Below are 19,061 nucleotides of genomic sequence, written 5' to 3' on the forward strand. Positions count from 1 at the left end.
CATTCGCGATCCCGGCCAGCTGCTCTGCAGTAGCCCGGGGTCGCGTCCCCCGAACGGTCCGATCCTTCGGACGTTTGAACGTCTGCGATCCCAGGGAAGTGCGTCCAGAGTGACCAGGCCGTGAGCAATTCACGCGACAGCATCGCCTTCAGCCACGGCGTCGCAGAGCGCTTCCTGCGCTACGTCACGATCGATACCCAGTCCGATCCCGCCTCTCCCACCTGCCCCTCGACTGAGAAGCAGAAGAATCTCGGCGCCCTGCTGGCGCAGGAGCTGCGTAACCTCGGCCTCGCCGACGCGCATCTCGACACGCACGGTTACGTCTATGCGACGATCCCGGCGACCACCGACAAGCCGAATGTCCCGGTGATCTGCTTCTGCTCGCATATGGACACCTCGCCCGATTGTTCAGGCGAAGGCGTCAAGCCTCAGATCGTGAAGAACTATCAGGGCGGCGACATCGTCCTGCCGGCGGATCCGAGCCAGGTCATCCGATTCGCCGAGCATCCGGCGCTGGCCCAGCAGATCGGCCACGATATCATCACCACCGACGGCACCACCCTGCTCGGCGCCGACAACAAGGCGGGACTCGCCGAGATCATGGACGCCGCAGCGTTCCTGATCGCGCATCCCGAGATCAAGCACGGCACGCTCAAGATCCTGTTCACGCCGGACGAAGAGATCGGCCGCGGCGTCGATAAAGTCGATCTGACCAAGCTCGGCGCCGACTTCGCCTACACGATGGACGGCGAGACCGCCGGCAACATCGAGGACGAGACCTTCTCGGCCGATGGCGCGGTCGTCACCATCACCGGCGTCAGCGCCCATCCGGGCTTCGCCAAGGGCAAGATCGAGCATGCCATCAAGATCGCCGCCGCGATCGTTGAGCGGCTGCCCAAGGACACCTGCTCGCCGGAGACGACCGAAGGCCGCGAAGGCTTCCTGCACCCGATCGGCATCACCGGCACGCTCGAACAGGCCACGCTGACCCTGATCGTCCGCGACTTCACCGAAGCTGGCCTGCAGGAGAAGGAAGCGCTGCTGCAGCGAATCGTCGATGAGGTGATGCGCGGCTACCCGCACTCCACCGCCGTGGTCGAGATCAAGCAGCAGTACCGCAACATGAAGCAGGTGCTCGACCGCCATCCCGAGCTGGTCACCAACGCCCGCGACGCGATTCGCCGGGCCGGCCTCGAGCCGGTCACCACCGCGATTCGCGGCGGCACCGACGGTTCGCGGCTGTCGTTCATGGGGCTGCCCTGCCCCAACATCTTCGCCGGCGAGCACGCCTTCCACTCCCGACTCGAATGGGTCAGCCGCCAGGACATGGAAGCCGCGGTGCGCACGATCGTGCATCTGGCGATGATTTTCGAAGAGCGGGCGTAACGGCAAGCCGAGCCGTCAGCCTCAATCTGCCTCGGCTCCTTCGGCGTCCGCCACGAATCGAGGCCGCTGCTTTCAGCCCCTCCCGCGGCGAAATGATGAGACGGCCGAGCTCCCTCGGGCGCTGCCGCACGGCTGCGATTCCGGCCGATCCTGATGACGTCGTTCGCCTTCATCTTCGGCATGCTGCCGCTGGCCTTCGCGTCGGGCGCAGGGGCCGGTGCCCGCACCTCGCTCGGCATCGCCGTGGTCACCGGCATGCTGGCTTCCACGGGCCTCGCCGTCCTGTTCGTGCCGGCGTTCTTCACCGTGCTGGAGCGGCTCGGCGCGGCCCGTCCTGCCGCAGCCGAGACCAAAGCGGACTGACGCCGCCGCTTCAGTTCGCCGGCGTCGCCGGTTTGGTGCGCTTCGCCGGGGCCGGCTTGGCTACGGTCTTCTGAGTGCTGTCGCTGCGAACGCCGCCCCACGGATCGACCGGGCCGGTGGCGTTCGGAACGTTGCCGAGCGACCGCTTATAGGCACGCTCCGCCTGCTTCTCGGCCTCGATCTCGGTCTGGGTTTTTTCCTTGTCAGGATCCCCATACTTCTGCACCGGAGCAGCCGATTGAGCGTGCGCGGCCCCGCCCAGCAAGGCGAGGATCACGATGGCGCAGGCTATTCTCATGCGGTCCTCCCACCAGGAATGCGTCTGCATAACACCGTACACGCCCGGCACCAATCGTATCGGGCGATGGACCGCGGCTCGAGCGTCAATGGTATCCAACACAGGGGAAACGCGTGGTGGGCGGCGAGAGATTCGAACTCCCGACCCTCTCGGTGTAAACGAGATGCTCTAACCAGCTGAGCTAGCCGCCCGCCCGGCTTGTTTACTGCCGACAGCGTCGGCGACGCAAGCCATTGACCGCCGCGCCGAGCGACTGCAGAGGGACCCGATCGCCCGTCCTTCAGAGGTCGATCCTAGCTCGCCGGATTGCCCGGCAATTGCTCGAGCCGGCCGAGCCAAGGCAGCGCCGACTGGCACCAGATCTGCCGCGCCGGCGGCAATTCGGCGCGCTGACGAATGCTGCCCCAGCGGATCACGAGATCGCCGGCATCCGACTCGGCGCCGCTGGTGAACAGCGAGGTCCCGCAATCCGGACAGAAGTGCTGCAGCCGGACAGTGCCGCTGTCCGCAGTCTTCGCGTAGATCTTGGGTGTGCCGGCGATGCGCGCATCCGCGCGGTTAGCGCGCACGCTGACCCGAAACGCCGAACTGCTGAAGGTCTGGCAATCCGTGCAGTGACAGATGCCGACCCGCTGCGGGTCGATGGTCGCGACGTAGCTGATGCGCCCGCAATGACATTGGCCATCAATCTGCATCGGGCTTCTCCTTGTCTTGGACGATGATGCGCCCCGGAGCAGCGGGTGTCACCAAACGCAAAACGGCGCCCCGCAGGGCGCCGCTGATTGCGTGATTATGCCGGGACCGCTCAGTGGGCAGTGAGACCGCCGGGGGCTTCGTCGCCGTCCTGGCTCTCCGGCTTGCCGGTGAGCTTGGCGGGCTCTTCTTCCCAGACGATCGGCACCGGCGCGCGGGTCAGCGCGTTGGCGATCACTTCGTCCATCCGGGCGACCGGGATGATGTTCAAACCACCCTTGATCGCGTCCGAGATCTCGGTCAGGTCCTTGGCGTTGTCCTCGGGGATCAGCACCGTCTTGATGCCGCCGCGGGCCGCAGCCAACAACTTCTCCTTCAGACCGCCGATCGGCAGAACCCTGCCGCGCAGCGTGATCTCGCCGGTCATCGCGATATCGCGCCGGATCGGAATGCCGGTCAGCACCGACACGATGGTGGTGGCCATCGCGACGCCGGCCGACGGACCATCCTTCGGGGTCGCCCCCTCGGGCACGTGGACGTGGATGTCGCGCCGCTCGAAGAACGGCGGCTCGATCCCGAAGGTGATCGCCCGGGAGCGGACGTAGGACGCCGCCGCCTGGATCGATTCCTTCATCACGTCGCGCAGATTGCCGGTCACCGTCATGCGACCCTTGCCCGGCATCATCACGCTTTCGATCGTCAGCAGCTCGCCGCCGACGTCGGTCCACGCCAGACCGGTGACGACACCGACCTGATCGTCCTTCTCGATCTCGCCGAAGCGGAACTTCGGCACGCCGAGATATTCCTCGATCGCCTTCTCGTTGACCTTCACCGTCTTCTTCTTCGACAGCATCAGGTCCTTGACCGCCTTGCGGGCGAGCGTCGAAATCTCACGTTCGAGATTACGCACGCCGGCTTCACGCGTGTAGCGGCGGATCATCAGCAGCAACGCTGCGTCGTCGATCGACCACTCCTTCGAATCCAGCCCGTGCTTGGTGAGCGCCAGCGGGATCAGATGCTTGCGGGCGATCTCGACCTTCTCGTTCTCGGTGTAACCCGCGATCCGGATGATCTCCATGCGGTCCATCAGCGGCCCCGGGATATTCAGGGTGTTCGCCGTGGTGATGAACATCACGTTGGACAGATCGTAGTCCACCTCGAGATAGTGGTCGTTGAACGTCGCGTTCTGTTCGGGGTCGAGGACCTCGAGCAGAGCCGATGACGGATCGCCGCGGAAATCGGCGCCCATCTTGTCGATCTCGTCCAGCAGGAACAGCGGGTTCGAGGTCTTGGCCTTTCTCATCGACTGGATGATCTTGCCGGGCATCGAACCGATGTAGGTCCTGCGGTGACCGCGGATCTCGGCTTCGTCACGCACGCCGCCGAGCGACACGCGCACGAACTCGCGTCCGGTCGCCTTCGCGATCGACTTGCCGAGCGAGGTCTTGCCGACGCCGGGCGGGCCGACGAGGCACAGGATCGGGCCCGACAGCTTGTTGGCGCGAGACTGCACGGCGAGATACTCGACGATGCGCTCCTTGACCTTCTCGAGACCGTAGTGATCGGAATCCAGCACGGCCTGCGCCGACTCCAGATCCTTCTTCACCTTGGACTTCTTGTTCCACGGGATCGACAGCAGCCAGTCGAGATAATTGCGCACCACCGTGGCTTCCGCGGACATCGGCGACATCTGGCGCAGCTTCTTCAGCTCGTGCTGCGCCTTCTCGCGTGCTTCCTTGGTCAGCTTGGTCTTGGCGATCTTCTCCTCGAGCTCGGCGAGTTCGTCCCGGCCCTCGTCGTCGCCGAGTTCCTTCTGAATCGCCTTCATCTGCTCGTTGAGATAGTACTCGCGCTGGGTCTTCTCCATCTGGCGCTTGACGCGCGAGCGGATGCGCTTCTCGACCTGCAGCACCGAGATCTCGCTCTCCATCAGGCCGAGCACCTTCTCCAGGCGCGCGGTGACCGACAGCGTCTCCAGGATGCCCTGGCGATCCGCGATCTTGACGGCGAGATGCGAGGCCACGGTGTCGCCCAGCTTGGCGAAGTCGGTGATCGACTGCACCACGCCGACGACTTCGGCCGAGATCTTCTTGTTGAGCTTCACGTAGCTCTCGAAATCCGACACGACCGAGCGCGCCAGCGCTTCCGCCTCGACGCTGGTCGCATCGGTGTCGGCGAGCGACTTGGCAGTGGCTTCGTAGTACTCGGTGCGATCGGTGTAGTTCTCGACTTTGGCGCGCGCGAGGCCTTCCACCAGCACCTTCACGGTGCCGTCGGGCAGCTTCAGCAATTGCAGCACGCTGGCGAGAGTGCCGATCTCGTAGATCGAGCCCGGCGCCGGATCATCGTCGGACGCATTCTTCTGCGTCGCCAGCATGATCAGCGCGTCGTTCTTCATCACCTCTTCGAGGGCGCGGATCGACTTCTCGCGGCCGACGAACAGCGGCACGATCATGTGCGGGAAGACGACGATGTCGCGCAGCGGAAGAACTGGATAGGCGTGGCTTTCGCCGTAAACGATCGTCGGCCTGGGTTTGGTGGCGGTCATGGCCCGTTCCTTTCGTTGTGCCCCCTTGCCCGTGGCCCGCCCCCCGGCGCGGCCACCACAAGGTGCCGAGTGTACCGGCGCGTTACGGCCGGCTCAGGCCCCACTCGTCCGGATTTGAAGGCGAATCCTGATAACGCTTGTCATCGCCGTGACCATTAGGTGGCTATCACCCGGGGGGGTGTCAAGTCGCGGAGAAAGCCCCGGTTTGTCGGGCATAACCGCACAGAGCGCGCGGCATCATGCGAGACGAAAACGGGCTGCCGGGAGGTCCCGGCAGCCCGAATGTCTTGGCCGTATCGCGCGGAGAATTCCGTGCGACGGCAGGTCGTCATGCGCTGGCGCTGCTCTCGGCCGCACGGTCGGTGCGGTCGGCGTAGATGTAGAGCGGCCGCGCCGTGCCATCGACGACCTCGCGGGAGATCACGACCTCCTCGACGCCTTCGAGGCCCGGCAGGTCGAACATCGTCTCGAGCAGGATGCTCTCGAGGATGGACCGCAGGCCGCGGGCGCCGGTCTTGCGCTCGATCGCCTTGCGAGCCACCGCGCCCAGCGCCTCGTCGGCGAAGGTGAGCTCGATGTTCTCCATCTCGAACAGACGCTGATACTGCTTCACCAGCGCGTTCTTCGGGTCGGTCAGGATCTTCTTCAGCGAGGTCTCGTCCAGATCCTCCAGCGTCGCCACGACGGGCAGACGACCGACGAATTCTGGAATCAGGCCGTACTTCAGCAGATCCTCGGGCTCGACGTGACGGAAGATCTCACCGGTCCGGCGATCTTCCGGCGCGAGCACCTGCGCGGCGAAGCCGATCGAGGTGGTCCGGCCGCGCGACGAGATGATCTTCTCGAGACCCGCGAAGGCGCCACCGCAGATGAACAGGATGTTCGTGGTGTCGACCTGCAGGAACTCCTGCTGCGGATGCTTGCGGCCGCCCTGCGGCGGGACCGACGCGACGGTGCCTTCCATGATCTTGAGCAGCGCCTGCTGGACGCCCTCGCCCGACACGTCGCGGGTGATCGAGGGATTGTCCGACTTGCGACTGATCTTGTCGATTTCGTCGATGTACACGATGCCGCGCTGCGCCCGCTCGACATTGTAGTCGGCAGCCTGCAGCAGCTTCAGGATGATGTTCTCGACGTCCTCGCCGACATAGCCGGCCTCGGTCAGCGTCGTCGCATCCGCCATCGTGAACGGCACGTCGAGGATCCGCGCCAGCGTCTGCGCCAGCAGCGTCTTGCCCGAGCCGGTCGGACCGATCAGCAGGATGTTCGACTTCGCCAGCTCGACGTCGTTGTGCTTGGTCTGGTGGTTCAGCCGCTTGTAGTGATTGTGGACCGCAACCGAGAGCACCTTCTTCGCATGGTTCTGGCCGATGACGTAGTCATCGAGGACCTTGCAGATTTCCTTCGGGGTCGGGATGCCGTCGCGCGACTTCACCAGCGAGGATTTGTTCTCTTCGCGGATGATGTCCATGCACAGTTCCACGCACTCATCACAGATGAATACCGTGGGGCCGGCGATCAGCTTGCGGACCTCGTGCTGGCTCTTTCCGCAGAACGAGCAGTACAGGGTGTTCTTGGAGTCGCTCGTACCGACCTTACTCATTTCGTTCTCCGTCCGCGGTTCGGTCTTCTCTGGCATCCGCGTCTACCGGTTGGACCCGACAGACCCGGTATAAATGGAGCAAATTCCGTACCAGAAAAGGCCCCCCGCACTTCTGTGGCCGCACCAATCACGGCCGCTTCGAATCCCCCAAACACTTTCGTCGATCAGGTTCAGCCAACCATGCTGTCAGCCGTCTATCAAGATTTCACTAACCGCGCCCCGAGCCGGAGCGCGTGACAATAGCGTGATTTGCGGCGGTTGCGCGAGCCTGCATCCTGAAAACAGGGCAGAGTTGCGGGATTGCCACGGAGGCCGGCACGAAACCGGAACATCCGGTCCGCGGCTTGGGGCAATCACGAGGTCCCTGCCCTGATTGGCCGATCAGGTCGCCTTGACGGCCGTCGTGGCCTCCTCGGCCCGCTTGTCGATCACCTTGTCGACGATACCGAAATCGCGCGCCATCTCGGCGGTCAGGAACTTGTCACGTTCCAGCGCGTCCTCGATCGCCTTGTAGGTCTGGCCGGTGTGGTGAACGTAGATCTCGTTCAGCCGCTTCTTCAGGTTCAAAATCTCCTGCGCGTGCAGCATGATGTCGGTGGCTTGGCCCTGGAAGCCGCCCGAGGGCTGGTGCACCATGATGCGGGCGTTCGGCAGCGAGAAGCGCATGTCCTTGTGGCCGGCGGCGAGCAGCAGCGAGCCCATCGAGGCTGCCTGGCCGGTGCACAGCGTCGAGACCGGCGGGCGGATGAACTGCATGGTGTCGTAGATCGCCAGGCCCGACGTCACCACGCCGCCCGGCGAGTTGATGTACATCGAGATTTCCTTCTTCGGATTCTCGGCTTCCAGGAACAGCAGCTGCGCCACGATCAGCGTCGACATGCCGTCTTCGACCGGGCCGGTCACGAAGATGATCCGCTCTTTCAGGAGGCGCGAGAAGATGTCGTAGGCCCGTTCGCCGCGGTTGGTCTGCTCGACCACCATCGGCACGAGGTTCATGTAGGTTTCCAACGGATCGCGCATAATTCACCTGAGGGTTGTCGAAGACGACAGCGCGCGAGCCTCAAGGCCGGTTCAGACCGGCTTCGCCGCGGCGATCGTCCCGTGATGCAGGACGTGAAAGCGAGTGCTCAGATATGGGCCGATTGCGCGGCGACAAGGGTGAGCCCCGTTTCTGAGCCGAGTTGATACTGATTCGGAGGCCTACGGCAAAACCGCCGGGCGGTTTTTGCCGCCGAATCGCAGCGGTTTCGCCTCGCATCGTTAACAGGGCCATGACGCGAAACGGCCGCCGCGACGTGTGTCGCGACGGCCGCTGGAGCCGGTGGGAATGCTGACCGATCAGGCCGCGGTCTTGTCGTCGTCGTCCTTGTAGAGCTCCTCGCGGGTGACCGGCTTGTCGGTCACATTGGCGAGCTCGAGGATGTAATCGACCACCTTGTCTTCGTAGATCGGAGCGCGGAGCTGGGCCAGCGCCTCGTTGTTGCTGCGATAGAAGTCCCAGACTTCCTTCTCGCGGCCGGGCATCTGCCGGGCGCGCTCGATCACGGCGCGGCTGACCTCGTCGTCGGTCACCTGGATCTTGTTCTTCTCGCCGATCTCGGAGAGCACTAGGCCGAGGCGAACGCGGCGGTCGGCGATCTTGCGATATTCCTCGCGCGCCGCTTCCTCAGTGGTCTCCTCGTCGGCGAAGGTCTTGCCGTTCTGCTGCATCTCGGCGTTGATCGACTGCCACATCACGGCGAATTCCTGCTCCACCAGCGACGGCGGGGCTTCGAACTTGTGGGTCTCGTCGAGCCGGTCGAGCAGCTGACGCTTCACCCGCATCCGCGACGCGCCGGCGTACTCGGCGGCAAGACGGGCCTTGGCGGCTTCCTTCAGCTTCTCGAGCGATTCCATGCCGAGCGTCTTGGCGAACTCGTCGTCGATCGTGGTCTCCTGCGGAGCCTCGACCTTGGTCGCCGTGGTCTCGAACTCGGCCGGCTTTCCGGCCAGCGTTTCGCTCGCGTAATTGGCCGGGAACGTCACCTTGATGGTGCGGGTCTCGCCCTGGGCGATGCCGACGAGCTGGTCCTCGAAGCCCGGAATGAAGCTGCCCGAGCCGATCACCACCGGGATGTCCGAGCCGGTGCCGCCGTCGAAGGCGACGTCGTCGATCTTGCCGACGAACGACACGGTGACGCGGTCGCCGGTCTCGGCCTTGGCGCCCTCGCCCTTGTCGCTGTACGCACGGTTGGCGTCGGCGATGCGCTTGATCGCGTCATCGACGTCGGAATCGCTGACCTCGACCACCGGCTTCTCGACCGAGAAGCTCTTGAAGTCGGCGAGTTCAAAGGTCGGCACGACCTCGATCGCAACGGTGTAGTTCAGGTCGGACTTGCCGGCGAGGATATCCTCGACCTCTTTCTGGTCCTGCGGCATCGTGATCTTCGGCTCGGTGGCGAGGCGGAAGCCACGCTCGGCGAAGATGCCGTCATTGGTCTCGCGCACCAGCTTGTCGATGGTCTCGGCGGCGACCGAACGGCCATAGACGCGCTTGAGGTGGCTCACCGGCACCTTGCCGGGGCGGAAGCCGTTGAGCTTCACCTTGTCCTTCAGGTCGACCAGCCGAGCATCGACTTGCGCGTCGATATCCGCAGCCGGGACACTGACCTGGAATTCGCGCTTCAACCCGTCGGCGACGGTTTCCTTGACCTGCATGGCGTCGATCTTCTTCTTCCGTGTGATCCAGCCGCACGGCTGGAGGTGTCGAGTGTTGGGATGCGCGGCGGCAGCCTGCACCGGTGGTTTGGCGAGCGCGTGTCCAGACGGACCCGACTCGCCGGAAATTCGTCATGAGCAAGAGCACTTGCGTGGTGCGGGCGGAGGGACTCGAACCCCCACAACTTTCGTCACTGGAACCTAAATCCAGCGCGTCTACCAATTCCGCCACGCCCGCGAAGAGCATCATGTCCGGCCGCGATGCCGCGGGCGGCGGGCTTATAACATGACAAATAGGTCGCGCATCAAGAAAAACCCGCAGTTGCATCATGCCGCGTCCGGCTGCCGCAGTGGACAGCGCGGAGCGGACGTGGTCCGCATTGCCCGATGACGCAAGCTCCCGATTTTGTCTCGCGCCGCACCCTGCTCGCCGGTCTCGGCGGACTGAGCCTGGCCAGTGCGCTGCCGCGGCCCGCCAGCGCCGCCCGCAAGACGCTGACGCTGCGCGCGGCGTCCGAGCCCGTCGTGCTCAAGGCCGGCGCCGAGCCTGTCGCCCGCCCGGCGCTGCTGTGGGCCGACAAGGCGGCGCTACAGCGCGGCGACGAGCTCACGGTTCGCTTCGAGAACGCCCTGCAACAGCCTGCGCTGCTGACGTTTCGCGGCCTCGACGGCGCCGCCGCGGCCGAGCCGTTGGTGACACGCCGGGCGGTCCCTCCCGGCGGCAAGGACGAGTTCACGGTGACGCTGCGCTCCGCCGGCACGCTGCTCGCCGACCTGCGGCTCGGCACTGACGGCGCGCCGATGCCGGTGCTGCCACTGGTGGTGCAGGACGACAAGCCGTTGCAGGTCGACGGCGACGAGGTGGTGCTGATCGAGGACGCCCGGCTCGGGCCGAACGGCGAGCCGCTCGCGCCCGGCACCGACGCCGGCGATGCGCCGTGGCTCTACACCATCAACGGCAAACCCAGCGCCGACGTCCCGCTGCGCGCCAATGGCCGGTTCAGGCTGCGCTTCATCAATGGTTGCCAGCGCAATGTGATCGCTGTCAGAATCGACGACTACGACGTCCGCGTGATTGGCCTCGATGGCCAGCCGGCCGAGCCCTTCCTGGCCCGTGGCGGCGCACTGGTGCTGGCGCCCGGCGGCCGCGTCGATGCGCTGATCGACGCCACGCGCCCGCCCGGCTCCTCTTCCGCCGTCACCCTGCTCGATGGCGGCAAACCCACCCCGCTCGGCCGGCTTGTCACCTCATCCGAGTCCCCGCTGCGCGCTGCGCCACTGCCGACGCCAGCCACCCTGCCCGATAACGGCCTGCCGGCCCAACTCCCGCTCGGCTCGGCCCTGCGAGTCGACCTGCCGCTCGGCGCGCTGACGTCGGGACAACTCGACTGGTTCGCGCCGGACAAATTCGCGCCCGCCTCCGGCCCGGCCTTCCAGGCCAAGCGCGGCCGCACCGTGGTGCTGGCGCTGACCAATCGCGCCACCCAGCCGGTGGTCTTCCATCTCCACGGCCATCATTTCCGGCTGCTGGACCGGCTCGACGACGGCTGGAAGCCGTTCTGGCTCGACACGCTGGCCATCGACGCCGGCCAGACCCAGCGCATCGCCTTCGCAGCCGAGCATCCGGGCCTGTGGCTGATGGGCACGTTCGCCGCGAAATGGTCGGCGCCGCGACTGGTCCGCAGTTATCTCATCACCTGAGATTCAAGTTCCAAGCTCAAGCGATTCTGGAACTTTACGACACCGTCAATACTCGACACCGAGCTCGTCATAGATCCGCCGGGTGACCGCCGGCATCGTCTCGGTCAGGTCCTCGGCGATCAGGCCCGGACCGGCCTCGCACGCCGCCTCGCCGTGCATCCACACGCCGATGCAGGCCGCTTCGAAGGCCGGCACGCGCTGCGCCAGCAGCCCGGTGATGATGCCGGTCAGCACGTCGCCGGCGCCGGCGGTCGCCAGCCAGGGCGGCGCGTTGAAGGCGATCGCGGCGCGACCGTCCGGCGACGCTACCACCGTGTCCGGTCCCTTGAGCAGCACTACGGCCCCCGAACGCTGCGCGGCTACACGCACGCGTTCGAGTTTTGATCGAAGTGGATTTTTGTTGCTCATATCACTGAACAAGCGCGGAAATTCGCCCTCATGCGGGGTCAGGACAACCTGTGGATTGGAACCGGATTTGATCGCCTCGAACAACGTCTCCGGGCCGCCGGCAAACACCGTCAGGGCGTCGGCATCCAGCACGGTCCCGGCACCGGCGGCGAGCGCCGCCAACACGTTGCCTCTCGTGCGGTCATCGACACCGGCCCCCGGCCCGACCCCGACCGCGTTGAAGCGGCGGTCGGTCAACATGCCGGCCAGTTCGTCGGGCGTATCGATCGCCCGCACCATGACCGCCGTCAGCGCTCCCGCATTGACCGCCAGCGCCTCGCGCGGCGAGGCCAGCGTCACCAGCCCGGCGCCGGCCCGAAGCGCGCCGCGCGCGGCCAGCCGCGCTGCGCCGGTCTGATACAACTCACCGGATATGACCACGGCGTGGCCGCGACCGTATTTGTGCCCGTCCGCGCGCGGTACCGGAAAATGCTCGCGCCACAGGTCCGGATCGTTCTCGAAGGCCTGCGGCCGGATCTCGTCCAGCACCGCCGGGTCGATGCCGATATCGACGACGCGCAGCTTGCCGCAATACAGCCGGCCCGGCACCAGCAGATGTCCCGGCTTGCGGCGGAAGAAAGTGACGGTCTCGCGCGCCTTGATGGCGGCGCCGAGCACCGCACCGGTCGCGCCGTTGATGCCGCTCGGCAGATCGACCGCCAGCACCGGCACGCCGCTGGCATTGACCGCCTCGATCATCTCCAGCGCCTGGTCTTTCACCGGCCGGTTCAATCCGGACCCGAACAGCGCATCGATGATCAAGGCCGGCGTCCCGATCGACTGGGTCAGGAACGGCAGCAGCGGCCCCTTCCACTCCCGCGCCGCCAGGGCGGCGTCGCCCTTGAGCGCCTCGCGATCGCCGAGCAGCATCACATGGACGGTGCGGCCGAGTGCCACAAGCTCGGTCGCGGCGATCAGGCCGTCGCCTCCATTATTGCCCGGCCCGGCGATCACCAGGATCGGTCCGCTGTCCGCCAGATCGATCGCGGCCTGCGCCACATGCCGGCCGGCGTGCAGCATCAACGCGAAGCCGGACGACCCGCCGGAGATCGTCAGCAGGTCCGCGCGGTCCATTTCAGCGGGCGTCAGTAATTCCATGCCCAATTCCCGGCACTCTCGCCTTACACGCAGGCAGTAAAAGCTATTTCCTCGGCTTTTCAGGCCCTCTGACTGCCTGCAAAATAGGCTGCGCGCACTCAGATTAATCAGACCTGCTCGTCCGGAGCCACCAAAGTCTACGCCGACGCGGACTTAATAATCTGATAATGCTCTACAATCAGCCATCCCGGCAACTTGGCATGGACCCTGCTTTTACGGAAGCCATGTTTCGATCCCTCGCGCTCGCCGATCCTGGCGGGGTCAGCGCGCGACCGTCTCCGGCTCCGGGCCCTGCCCTGACCACGGACGGAGCTGCTTGCCCGATCGGCCCGCGGTGTTATCGATCCACTGCGCAGCGCCGCGCAATCTGGCATAGAGTTGCCGTCTCAAGGCGTGCAATCTCACGACGTGGGAAGTCCGGGGAGAGTCTAAGTGAAGAAGATCGAAGCCATCATCAAGCCGTTCAAGCTCGACGAGGTCAAGGAAGCGCTTCAGGAAGTCGGATTGCAGGGCATCACCGTGACCGAGGCCAAGGGCTTCGGCCGGCAGAAGGGTCACGCGGAACTGTATCGCGGCGCGGAATACATCGTGGACTTTCTGCCCAAGGTGAAAATCGAGATCGTGATTGCCGATGATCTGGTCGAGAAAGCGATCGATGCGATCCGCCGCGCCGCCCAGACCGGCCGCATTGGCGACGGCAAAATCTTTGTTTCAAACATTGAAGAAGCCGTTCGCATCCGAACGGGCGAATCCGGACTGGACGCGATCTGACCACCCGGCCTATCACCCTCCATTGACCGCATCACCTGGCGGCCCTTTTGGGCCGCCGTTTCACGACGACCCGTAGCACAAGGGGTACTCATGACCACCGCCAAAGAAGTCCTGAAATCCATCAAGGACAACGACGTGAAATACGTCGACCTGCGTTTCACCGATCCGCGCGGCAAGTGGCAGCACGTCACCTTCGACGTCTCGATGATCGACGAAGAGATCTTCAGCGAAGGCACGATGTTCGACGGTTCCTCGATCGCGGGCTGGAAGGCGATCAACGAGTCCGACATGACGCTGATGCCGGATCCGTCCACTGCGACGATCGATCCGTTCTTCGCAGAGACCACCATGGTCATCACTTGCGACATTCTCGAGCCGTCGACCGGCGAACCCTATAACCGCGACCCGCGCGGCATCGCCAAGAAGGCCGAGGCCCAGGTCAAGGCGCTGGGCGTGGGCGACACCGTGTATGTCGGCCCGGAAGCCGAATTCTTCGTGTTCGACGACGTGCGCTATTCGGCGAACCCGTACAACACCGGCTTCAAGCTCGACTCCTCGGAACTGCCGACCAACTCGGACACCGAGTATGAAGGCGGCAACCTCGGTCACCGCATCCGCACCAAGGCCGGCTACTTCCCGGTTCCGCCGCAGGACTCGGTGCAGGACATGCGCTCGGAAATGCTCGGCGCGATGGCCCGCATGGGCGTCAAGGTCGAGAAGCACCATCACGAAGTCGCTTCGGCCCAGCACGAGCTCGGCATGAAGTTCGACACCCTGACCCACATGGCCGACCAGATGCAGATCTATAAGTACTGCATCCATCAGGTCGCCCACATCTACGGCAAGACCGCGACCTTCATGCCGAAGCCGGTGTTCGGCGACAACGGCTCGGGCATGCACGTGCACCAGTCGATCTGGAAGGACGGCAAGCCGACCTTCGCCGGCAACAAGTATGCCGACCTGTCGGAAACCTGCCTGCACTACATCGGCGGCATCATCACCCACGCCAAGGCGATCAACGCCTTCACCAACCCGTCGACCAACTCCTACAAGCGTCTGGTCCCGGGCTATGAGGCGCCGGTGCTGCTGGCCTATTCGGCCCGTAACCGCTCGGCCTCGTGCCGCATCCCGTATACCACCTCGCCGAAGGCCAAGCGCGTCGAAGTCCGCTTCCCGGACCCGATGGCCAACCCCTACCTCGCCTTCGCGGCGATGCTGATGGCCGGCCTCGACGGCATCAAGAACAAGATCGATCCGGGTCCGGCGATGGACAAGGACCTCTACGACCTGCCGAAGGAAGAGCTGAAGCAGATCCCGACCGTCTGCGGCTCGCTCCGCGAGGCGCTCGAGAACCTCGACAAGGACCGCGCCTTCCTCAAGGCCGGCGGCGTGTTCGACGACGACTTCATCGACGCCTATATCGAACTGAAGATGGCCGACGTCGCGCGCTTCGAAATGACGCCGCACCCGGTCGAGTTCGAGATGTACTACTCTTACTAAGCGGCGCGCCGGCTAACCCCGGCTCGTGCCGAACAACGAAGGCGCTCCGCAAGGAGCGCCTTTTTTGTTGTGAGTAGACGCAACTCGCTTTGTCGTGGCGGATGCAGGTGCGCCGTTCGTGGTTGCGAGCACGGCTCAGTTCGTGATTGCGAACGCAGCCCCATTCGTCATTGCGAGCGCAGCGCAGCAATCCAGCTCCGGGCACGACGCTGGATTGCTTCGTCGCTTCGCTCCTCGCAATGACGAGAGTTGGTGTGGAGACAGCAGGGCGCGCAACGTCCCCGTCAGCGGATGACCGGAACGTGCCGCCTACAATGTCTCGTCGTCGTCATCGTCGCCGCGTTCGGACGGACCGGAGATGATCTCGTTGCGCAGGCGCTCGAAGCGGCGGCGGGTGCGGCGTTCGCGGGTGTCGATGAAGGCGATGGCCTCGGCCCGCGAGAACGGACCGGCGACGATCGGCTGCGACGTGGTGCCGATCGTCTCGTCAACATAATACCCCTCGTCGCCCTGCCGCACGCTCCATTTGAAGCGCAGCGCGTCGAGCGGACCGGGGCCATGGCGAGTCAGTGCACTCAGATCCTCAGTGCCGTCCTCGCGCAGCGTCACCGGCAGTTCGGGGGCCTGGGTCATGGTAATTTCGACGATTTCGGTCGTCGCGATCTGCACCGAGGTAACACGACCGACCGCGTCGACGATCTCGCCGTCAATCGCGCCGTCTGCCTCTGCTTCGTCGTTGCCCGCCTCTGTGGCTCCCGTGTCAGCCACCTCCGCCGCCGCGTCCCGCCCCTCGCCCTCTGGCGATGCGGCAGGCTGTGCGGCCTCCGTGGCATCGCCAGCAGGTGCGCCATGGTCCGGCGCATCAGGCCGGCCACGAGCCTCCGAAGACGCTTCCTGTGCGTCGTCGCCGGTCACCTTCGGCTCCGGCCGTGCCGGCTTCTCGAAGATGCTTGCGATCACCGCCAGCGCGTGATCGGTCGGATCGTTGCTCGTCAAGTCTCAAACCCCTTACTCTCACACTACGAAATGACGCCACAGGCACCGCGTCAACGCCGACCTTGGTCGTTTTGTTTCAGCAAAACAGAATAAAAGCCGGAGCCAGGCGAATCGTTCCGGCGAGGCGCCGTTATTCGCGTCGCAAACGGCGCGCGCCGCACCCGCCGCACGGCCCCGATCGCGGACCAATCGGCAGCTACGCGCAGACCGGCGGCCGTCGGTCCTTCCACGGCCGCTCCTGCTCGAGCTGCGAGGCCAGACGCAGCAGCGTCGCCTCGTCACCGAATCGTCCCGCGAACATCATACCAATCGGCAGCCCGCTTGTGGTCCACGCCAACGGCAGCGACATCGCGGGCTGGCCCGACATGTTGAACAGGCTGGTGCCGGGAACGTAGCGGCGCAGCAGCGGACTGATGCCGGACAGGTCGCGCGCCATCGTATCGAGCTCGCCGATCTTCAGCGGCGGCAGGCACAGCGTCGGCGACAGGAAGACGTCGATGCCCGCGAAGAACTCCGCGAGGCTGCGCGAGATCTGATACGCTTGAAGCTGAGCAGCGCAGTAATCGACTCCGCTGGCGCGGCTGGCATTGGCTGCGCTCGCCAGCGTCAGCGCTTCGAAATCCTGGTCCGTCACCTTGCGCCCGAGCGCCTGCTCGGCAAGCCGCACCGATAGTCCGGTGTTACTCGCAACGATCGCGGCAATGACGTCGGCAGGGTCGGCCGGCAGTTTCGGCGCGCGCTGCTCGACATGATGCCCGAGGCCTTCGAGTAGTTTCGCGGTGTCGCGCACCGCCGCCGCGATCTCCGGATCGATCGCATCGCCGTAGGTCGAGACATCGGTAAAGGCGATCCTCAGCCGGCCCGGATCGCGGCCGACCTCCTGCGCGAACGGCCTCTCCGGCGGCGGTGCCACATAGGGGCTGGTCGGCTCCGGCCCGTGCAGCGCGTCGAGCATCACCGCGCTGTCGCGCACGCTGATACTCACCACATGGCCGCAGGCGAAGCCGCCCCAGCCCTCGCCGCGATCCGGACCGATCGGATTGCGCGCTCGCGTCGGCTTGAGGCCGAACACGCCGCAGGCCGACGCAGGAATCCGGATCGAGCCGCCGCCGTCGCTGGCATGCGCCACCGGCAGGATCCGCGCGGCGACCGCCGCCGCCGCGCCGCCGGACGAGCCGCCCGACGAGTGATCGAGATTCCAGGGATTGCGCGTCGGCCCGTGCAGCCGCGACTCCGTGGTCGGCATCAGGCCGAATTCCGGGCTGGCGCTCTTGCCGTAGATCGTCAGTCCCGCCGCGACGAAGCGCGACGCCAGCGTGCCGGTGTGCGGCGCAACGAAGTCCCTGTAGACGCTGGCGCCGAACGTCGTACGCGTGCCGGCGAGCAGGTCCAAGTCCTTGAGCACGAACGGCACGCCGGTGAACGGCCCGTCCGGCAGCCCGGCTTCGATCTGCTTGCGCGCGTGATCATCGTGACGGACCACGACGGCGTTGAGTTTCGGATCGAGCGCGTCGGTCCGCGCGATCGCCTCGTCGAGCAGCTCACCGGCGCTGACCTGCTTGCTCCGCACCAGCTCGGCGAGGCCAACGCCGTCGTAGTTGCCATACTCCTTGAACGCCATCGTCGGCCTCCCTTTGTTGTTATCACCCACCTCGCCCCGTCATTGCGAGGAGCGAAGCGACGAAGCAATCCAGAACCCCGGTGCACATCGCTGGATTGCTTCGCTTCGCTCGCAATGACGGCGAGGCAGACGTCCGCGCAACTAACTCAGCACATCCTGATTGACGACATTCGCGGCGATCGGCGCGCCGTCGAGCGCGCTCAGCATGTTGCGCGCGGTCTGCTCGCCCATGCGGTCGAGCGCCTCGCGGGTAACGCCGGCGACGTGCGGCGCGATGATGACGTTGGGCAGGTCGAACAATTTATGACCCGTCGGCGGCGGTTCGACTTCGAACACGTCGAGTCCGGCGCCGGCGAGCTGGCCTGCGAGCAGCGCGTCATACAACGCCTGCTCGACCACGATGCCGCCACGCGCCGTGTTGATCAGATAAGCGGTGCGCTTCATCTTCGACAGCCGCGCGGCATCGAAGAGGCCGGTGGTCTCCGCCGTCTTCGGGCAATGCAGGCTGACGAAATCGGCGCGCGGCAGCGCGGCGTCGAGATCGCTCACCGCCTCGCAGCCGGCCGCCTCGATCGCCGCCGCGGGCACGTAAGGATCATACACCAGCACGGTCATTTCCATCGCCAGGCAACGCTTGGCGGTGCGGGTGCCGATGCGGCCGAAGCCGACGATCAGCACCGTCTTGCCGAACAGGTCGAACGGCAGCACGCCGAGCCGCGTCGCCCATGCGCCGGTCTTCACCAGCGCGTGCAGCTCGGCGCCGCGCTTGGCCAGCGTCAGCATCATGAACAGCGCCTGCTCGGCGACCGAGGGCGAATTCGCGGTGCCGGCCGTCATCAGCGGCACCTTGCGCTTCGACAGCGCCGGGACATCGACCGCGTCGTAGCCGACGCCGATCCGCGCCACGACGCGCATGTCCTGGGCCGCATCGAGTTCGCGCTCGCCGAACCGCGTCGCCCCGAGCGCAACGCCGTGCACCGGCGCGTGCGCCCGCAGCAGCGCCTCGAAATCCGCCGCCGAGATCAGATTGGAGAATTCGATCACCTCGATATCGCCGCGCTCGGCGAGCAGCGCCCGCCCCCGCTGCGACAGCGATTCCGTCACCAGCAGTTTCGTCGTATTGGTCGGCATGTCGCTCCCCGGCGCTTACCCGCGCCTTTTGGCTCGTCCGACTTGTTGGCGCGGACGCATCTGTTGTCCGGCCAGGACGCCGGTCGGTTCATGTAACAGGCGCATGACAGCCGGGTCCACCGCCAATCTCGTCATGCCGCCGTGCGCCTCTCGCCGATCGTCGCTGCGATGCAGTTAGTTGCGCGCGAGCGCGGGGTGTCGGACTCGC

At 65.5% G+C, this 19,061-nt stretch carries 14 protein-coding genes, 2 tRNA genes and 1 pseudogene; 5 read left to right on the forward strand and 12 right to left on the reverse strand.

Going from position 1 to position 19,061, the window contains the following annotated elements; translation table 11 throughout:
• The first annotated feature begins 120 nt into the window (after positions 1-120).
• The gene (gene pepT, locus ACFFJ6_RS22140) at positions 121-1,386 is read left to right on the forward strand and encodes a peptidase T (protein WP_378391880.1); all 1,266 of its coding nucleotides are present in this window, start codon (positions 121-123) and stop codon (positions 1,384-1,386) included.
• 123 nt (positions 1,387-1,509) lie between these two features.
• Positions 1,510-1,749: pseudogene (locus tag ACFFJ6_RS22145) on the forward strand (efflux RND transporter permease subunit); the annotation flags it as partial.
• Between the two features lie 10 nt (positions 1,750-1,759).
• On the opposite strand, the gene ACFFJ6_RS22150 reads toward ACFFJ6_RS22145, so the two are convergent.
• The 8 genes from ACFFJ6_RS22150 to ACFFJ6_RS22185 all read right to left on the reverse strand — a co-directional run bounded on the left by ACFFJ6_RS22150 (position 1,760) and on the right by ACFFJ6_RS22185 (position 9,826).
• Positions 1,760-2,047, reverse strand: a complete 288-nt coding sequence (locus ACFFJ6_RS22150) for a hypothetical protein (protein WP_378391882.1) — start codon at positions 2,045-2,047, stop codon at positions 1,760-1,762.
• 114 nt (positions 2,048-2,161) lie between these two features.
• Positions 2,162-2,238, reverse strand: a tRNA-Val gene (locus tag ACFFJ6_RS22155).
• A gap of 102 nt (positions 2,239-2,340) precedes the next feature.
• Positions 2,341-2,742, reverse strand: coding sequence for a GFA family protein (locus ACFFJ6_RS22160; RefSeq protein ID WP_378391884.1), 402 nt, complete (start codon positions 2,740-2,742; stop codon positions 2,341-2,343).
• A 110-nt stretch (positions 2,743-2,852) separates the two neighbouring features.
• The gene (lon, locus tag ACFFJ6_RS22165; protein ID WP_378391886.1) at positions 2,853-5,288 is read right to left on the reverse strand and encodes an endopeptidase La; all 2,436 of its coding nucleotides are present in this window, start codon (positions 5,286-5,288) and stop codon (positions 2,853-2,855) included.
• 328 nt (positions 5,289-5,616) lie between these two features.
• The gene (clpX, locus tag ACFFJ6_RS22170; RefSeq protein ID WP_378391888.1) at positions 5,617-6,891 is read right to left on the reverse strand and encodes an ATP-dependent Clp protease ATP-binding subunit ClpX; all 1,275 of its coding nucleotides are present in this window, start codon (positions 6,889-6,891) and stop codon (positions 5,617-5,619) included.
• 381 nt (positions 6,892-7,272) lie between these two features.
• Entirely contained in the window at positions 7,273-7,911 is a 639-nt protein-coding gene (locus ACFFJ6_RS22175) for an ATP-dependent Clp protease proteolytic subunit (RefSeq protein WP_378391890.1), read from the reverse strand.
• A 318-nt stretch (positions 7,912-8,229) separates the two neighbouring features.
• Positions 8,230-9,588, reverse strand: coding sequence for a trigger factor (tig, locus tag ACFFJ6_RS22180; protein WP_378391892.1), 1,359 nt, complete (start codon positions 9,586-9,588; stop codon positions 8,230-8,232).
• A gap of 153 nt (positions 9,589-9,741) precedes the next feature.
• Positions 9,742-9,826: transfer RNA gene (locus ACFFJ6_RS22185), tRNA-Leu, on the reverse strand.
• A 149-nt stretch (positions 9,827-9,975) separates the two neighbouring features.
• Here ACFFJ6_RS22185 and ACFFJ6_RS22190 point away from each other — a divergent pair.
• Positions 9,976-11,289 (forward strand): multicopper oxidase family protein, encoded by a 1,314-nt coding sequence (locus ACFFJ6_RS22190; protein WP_378391895.1) that lies wholly within the window; start codon positions 9,976-9,978, stop codon positions 11,287-11,289.
• A gap of 45 nt (positions 11,290-11,334) precedes the next feature.
• On the opposite strand, the gene ACFFJ6_RS22195 is transcribed toward ACFFJ6_RS22190, so the two are convergent.
• A complete protein-coding gene (locus ACFFJ6_RS22195) occupies positions 11,335-12,834 on the reverse strand; it encodes an NAD(P)H-hydrate dehydratase (RefSeq protein ID WP_378391897.1) in 1,500 nt (499 codons plus the stop codon).
• A 432-nt stretch (positions 12,835-13,266) separates the two neighbouring features.
• Between ACFFJ6_RS22195 and ACFFJ6_RS22200 the strand changes: the two genes are divergently transcribed.
• The gene (locus ACFFJ6_RS22200) at positions 13,267-13,605 is read left to right on the forward strand and encodes a P-II family nitrogen regulator (protein ID WP_022723564.1); all 339 of its coding nucleotides are present in this window, start codon (positions 13,267-13,269) and stop codon (positions 13,603-13,605) included.
• Between the two features lie 90 nt (positions 13,606-13,695).
• Positions 13,696-15,105 carry a type I glutamate--ammonia ligase gene (glnA, locus tag ACFFJ6_RS22205; protein ID WP_378391900.1) on the forward strand — a complete coding sequence of 470 codons (1,410 nt, stop codon included), beginning with the start codon at positions 13,696-13,698 and terminating at the stop codon, positions 15,103-15,105.
• Between the two features lie 309 nt (positions 15,106-15,414).
• On the opposite strand, the gene ACFFJ6_RS22210 is transcribed toward glnA, so the two are convergent.
• The 3 genes from ACFFJ6_RS22210 to ACFFJ6_RS22220 all read right to left on the reverse strand — a co-directional run bounded on the left by ACFFJ6_RS22210 (position 15,415) and on the right by ACFFJ6_RS22220 (position 18,853).
• Positions 15,415-16,101, reverse strand: a complete 687-nt coding sequence (locus ACFFJ6_RS22210; RefSeq protein WP_378391902.1) for a hypothetical protein — start codon at positions 16,099-16,101, stop codon at positions 15,415-15,417.
• A gap of 196 nt (positions 16,102-16,297) precedes the next feature.
• Positions 16,298-17,722 carry an amidase gene (locus ACFFJ6_RS22215; protein ID WP_378391904.1) on the reverse strand — a complete coding sequence of 475 codons (1,425 nt, stop codon included), beginning with the start codon at positions 17,720-17,722 and terminating at the stop codon, positions 16,298-16,300.
• Between the two features lie 141 nt (positions 17,723-17,863).
• Positions 17,864-18,853, reverse strand: a complete 990-nt coding sequence (locus ACFFJ6_RS22220; protein ID WP_378391906.1) for a hydroxyacid dehydrogenase — start codon at positions 18,851-18,853, stop codon at positions 17,864-17,866.
• Positions 18,854-19,061: the final 208 nt, after the last annotated feature.

The sequence above is a fragment of the Rhodopseudomonas telluris genome (assembly GCF_042432815.1).
Lineage (GTDB): Bacteria > Pseudomonadota > Alphaproteobacteria > Rhizobiales > Xanthobacteraceae > Rhodopseudomonas > Rhodopseudomonas telluris.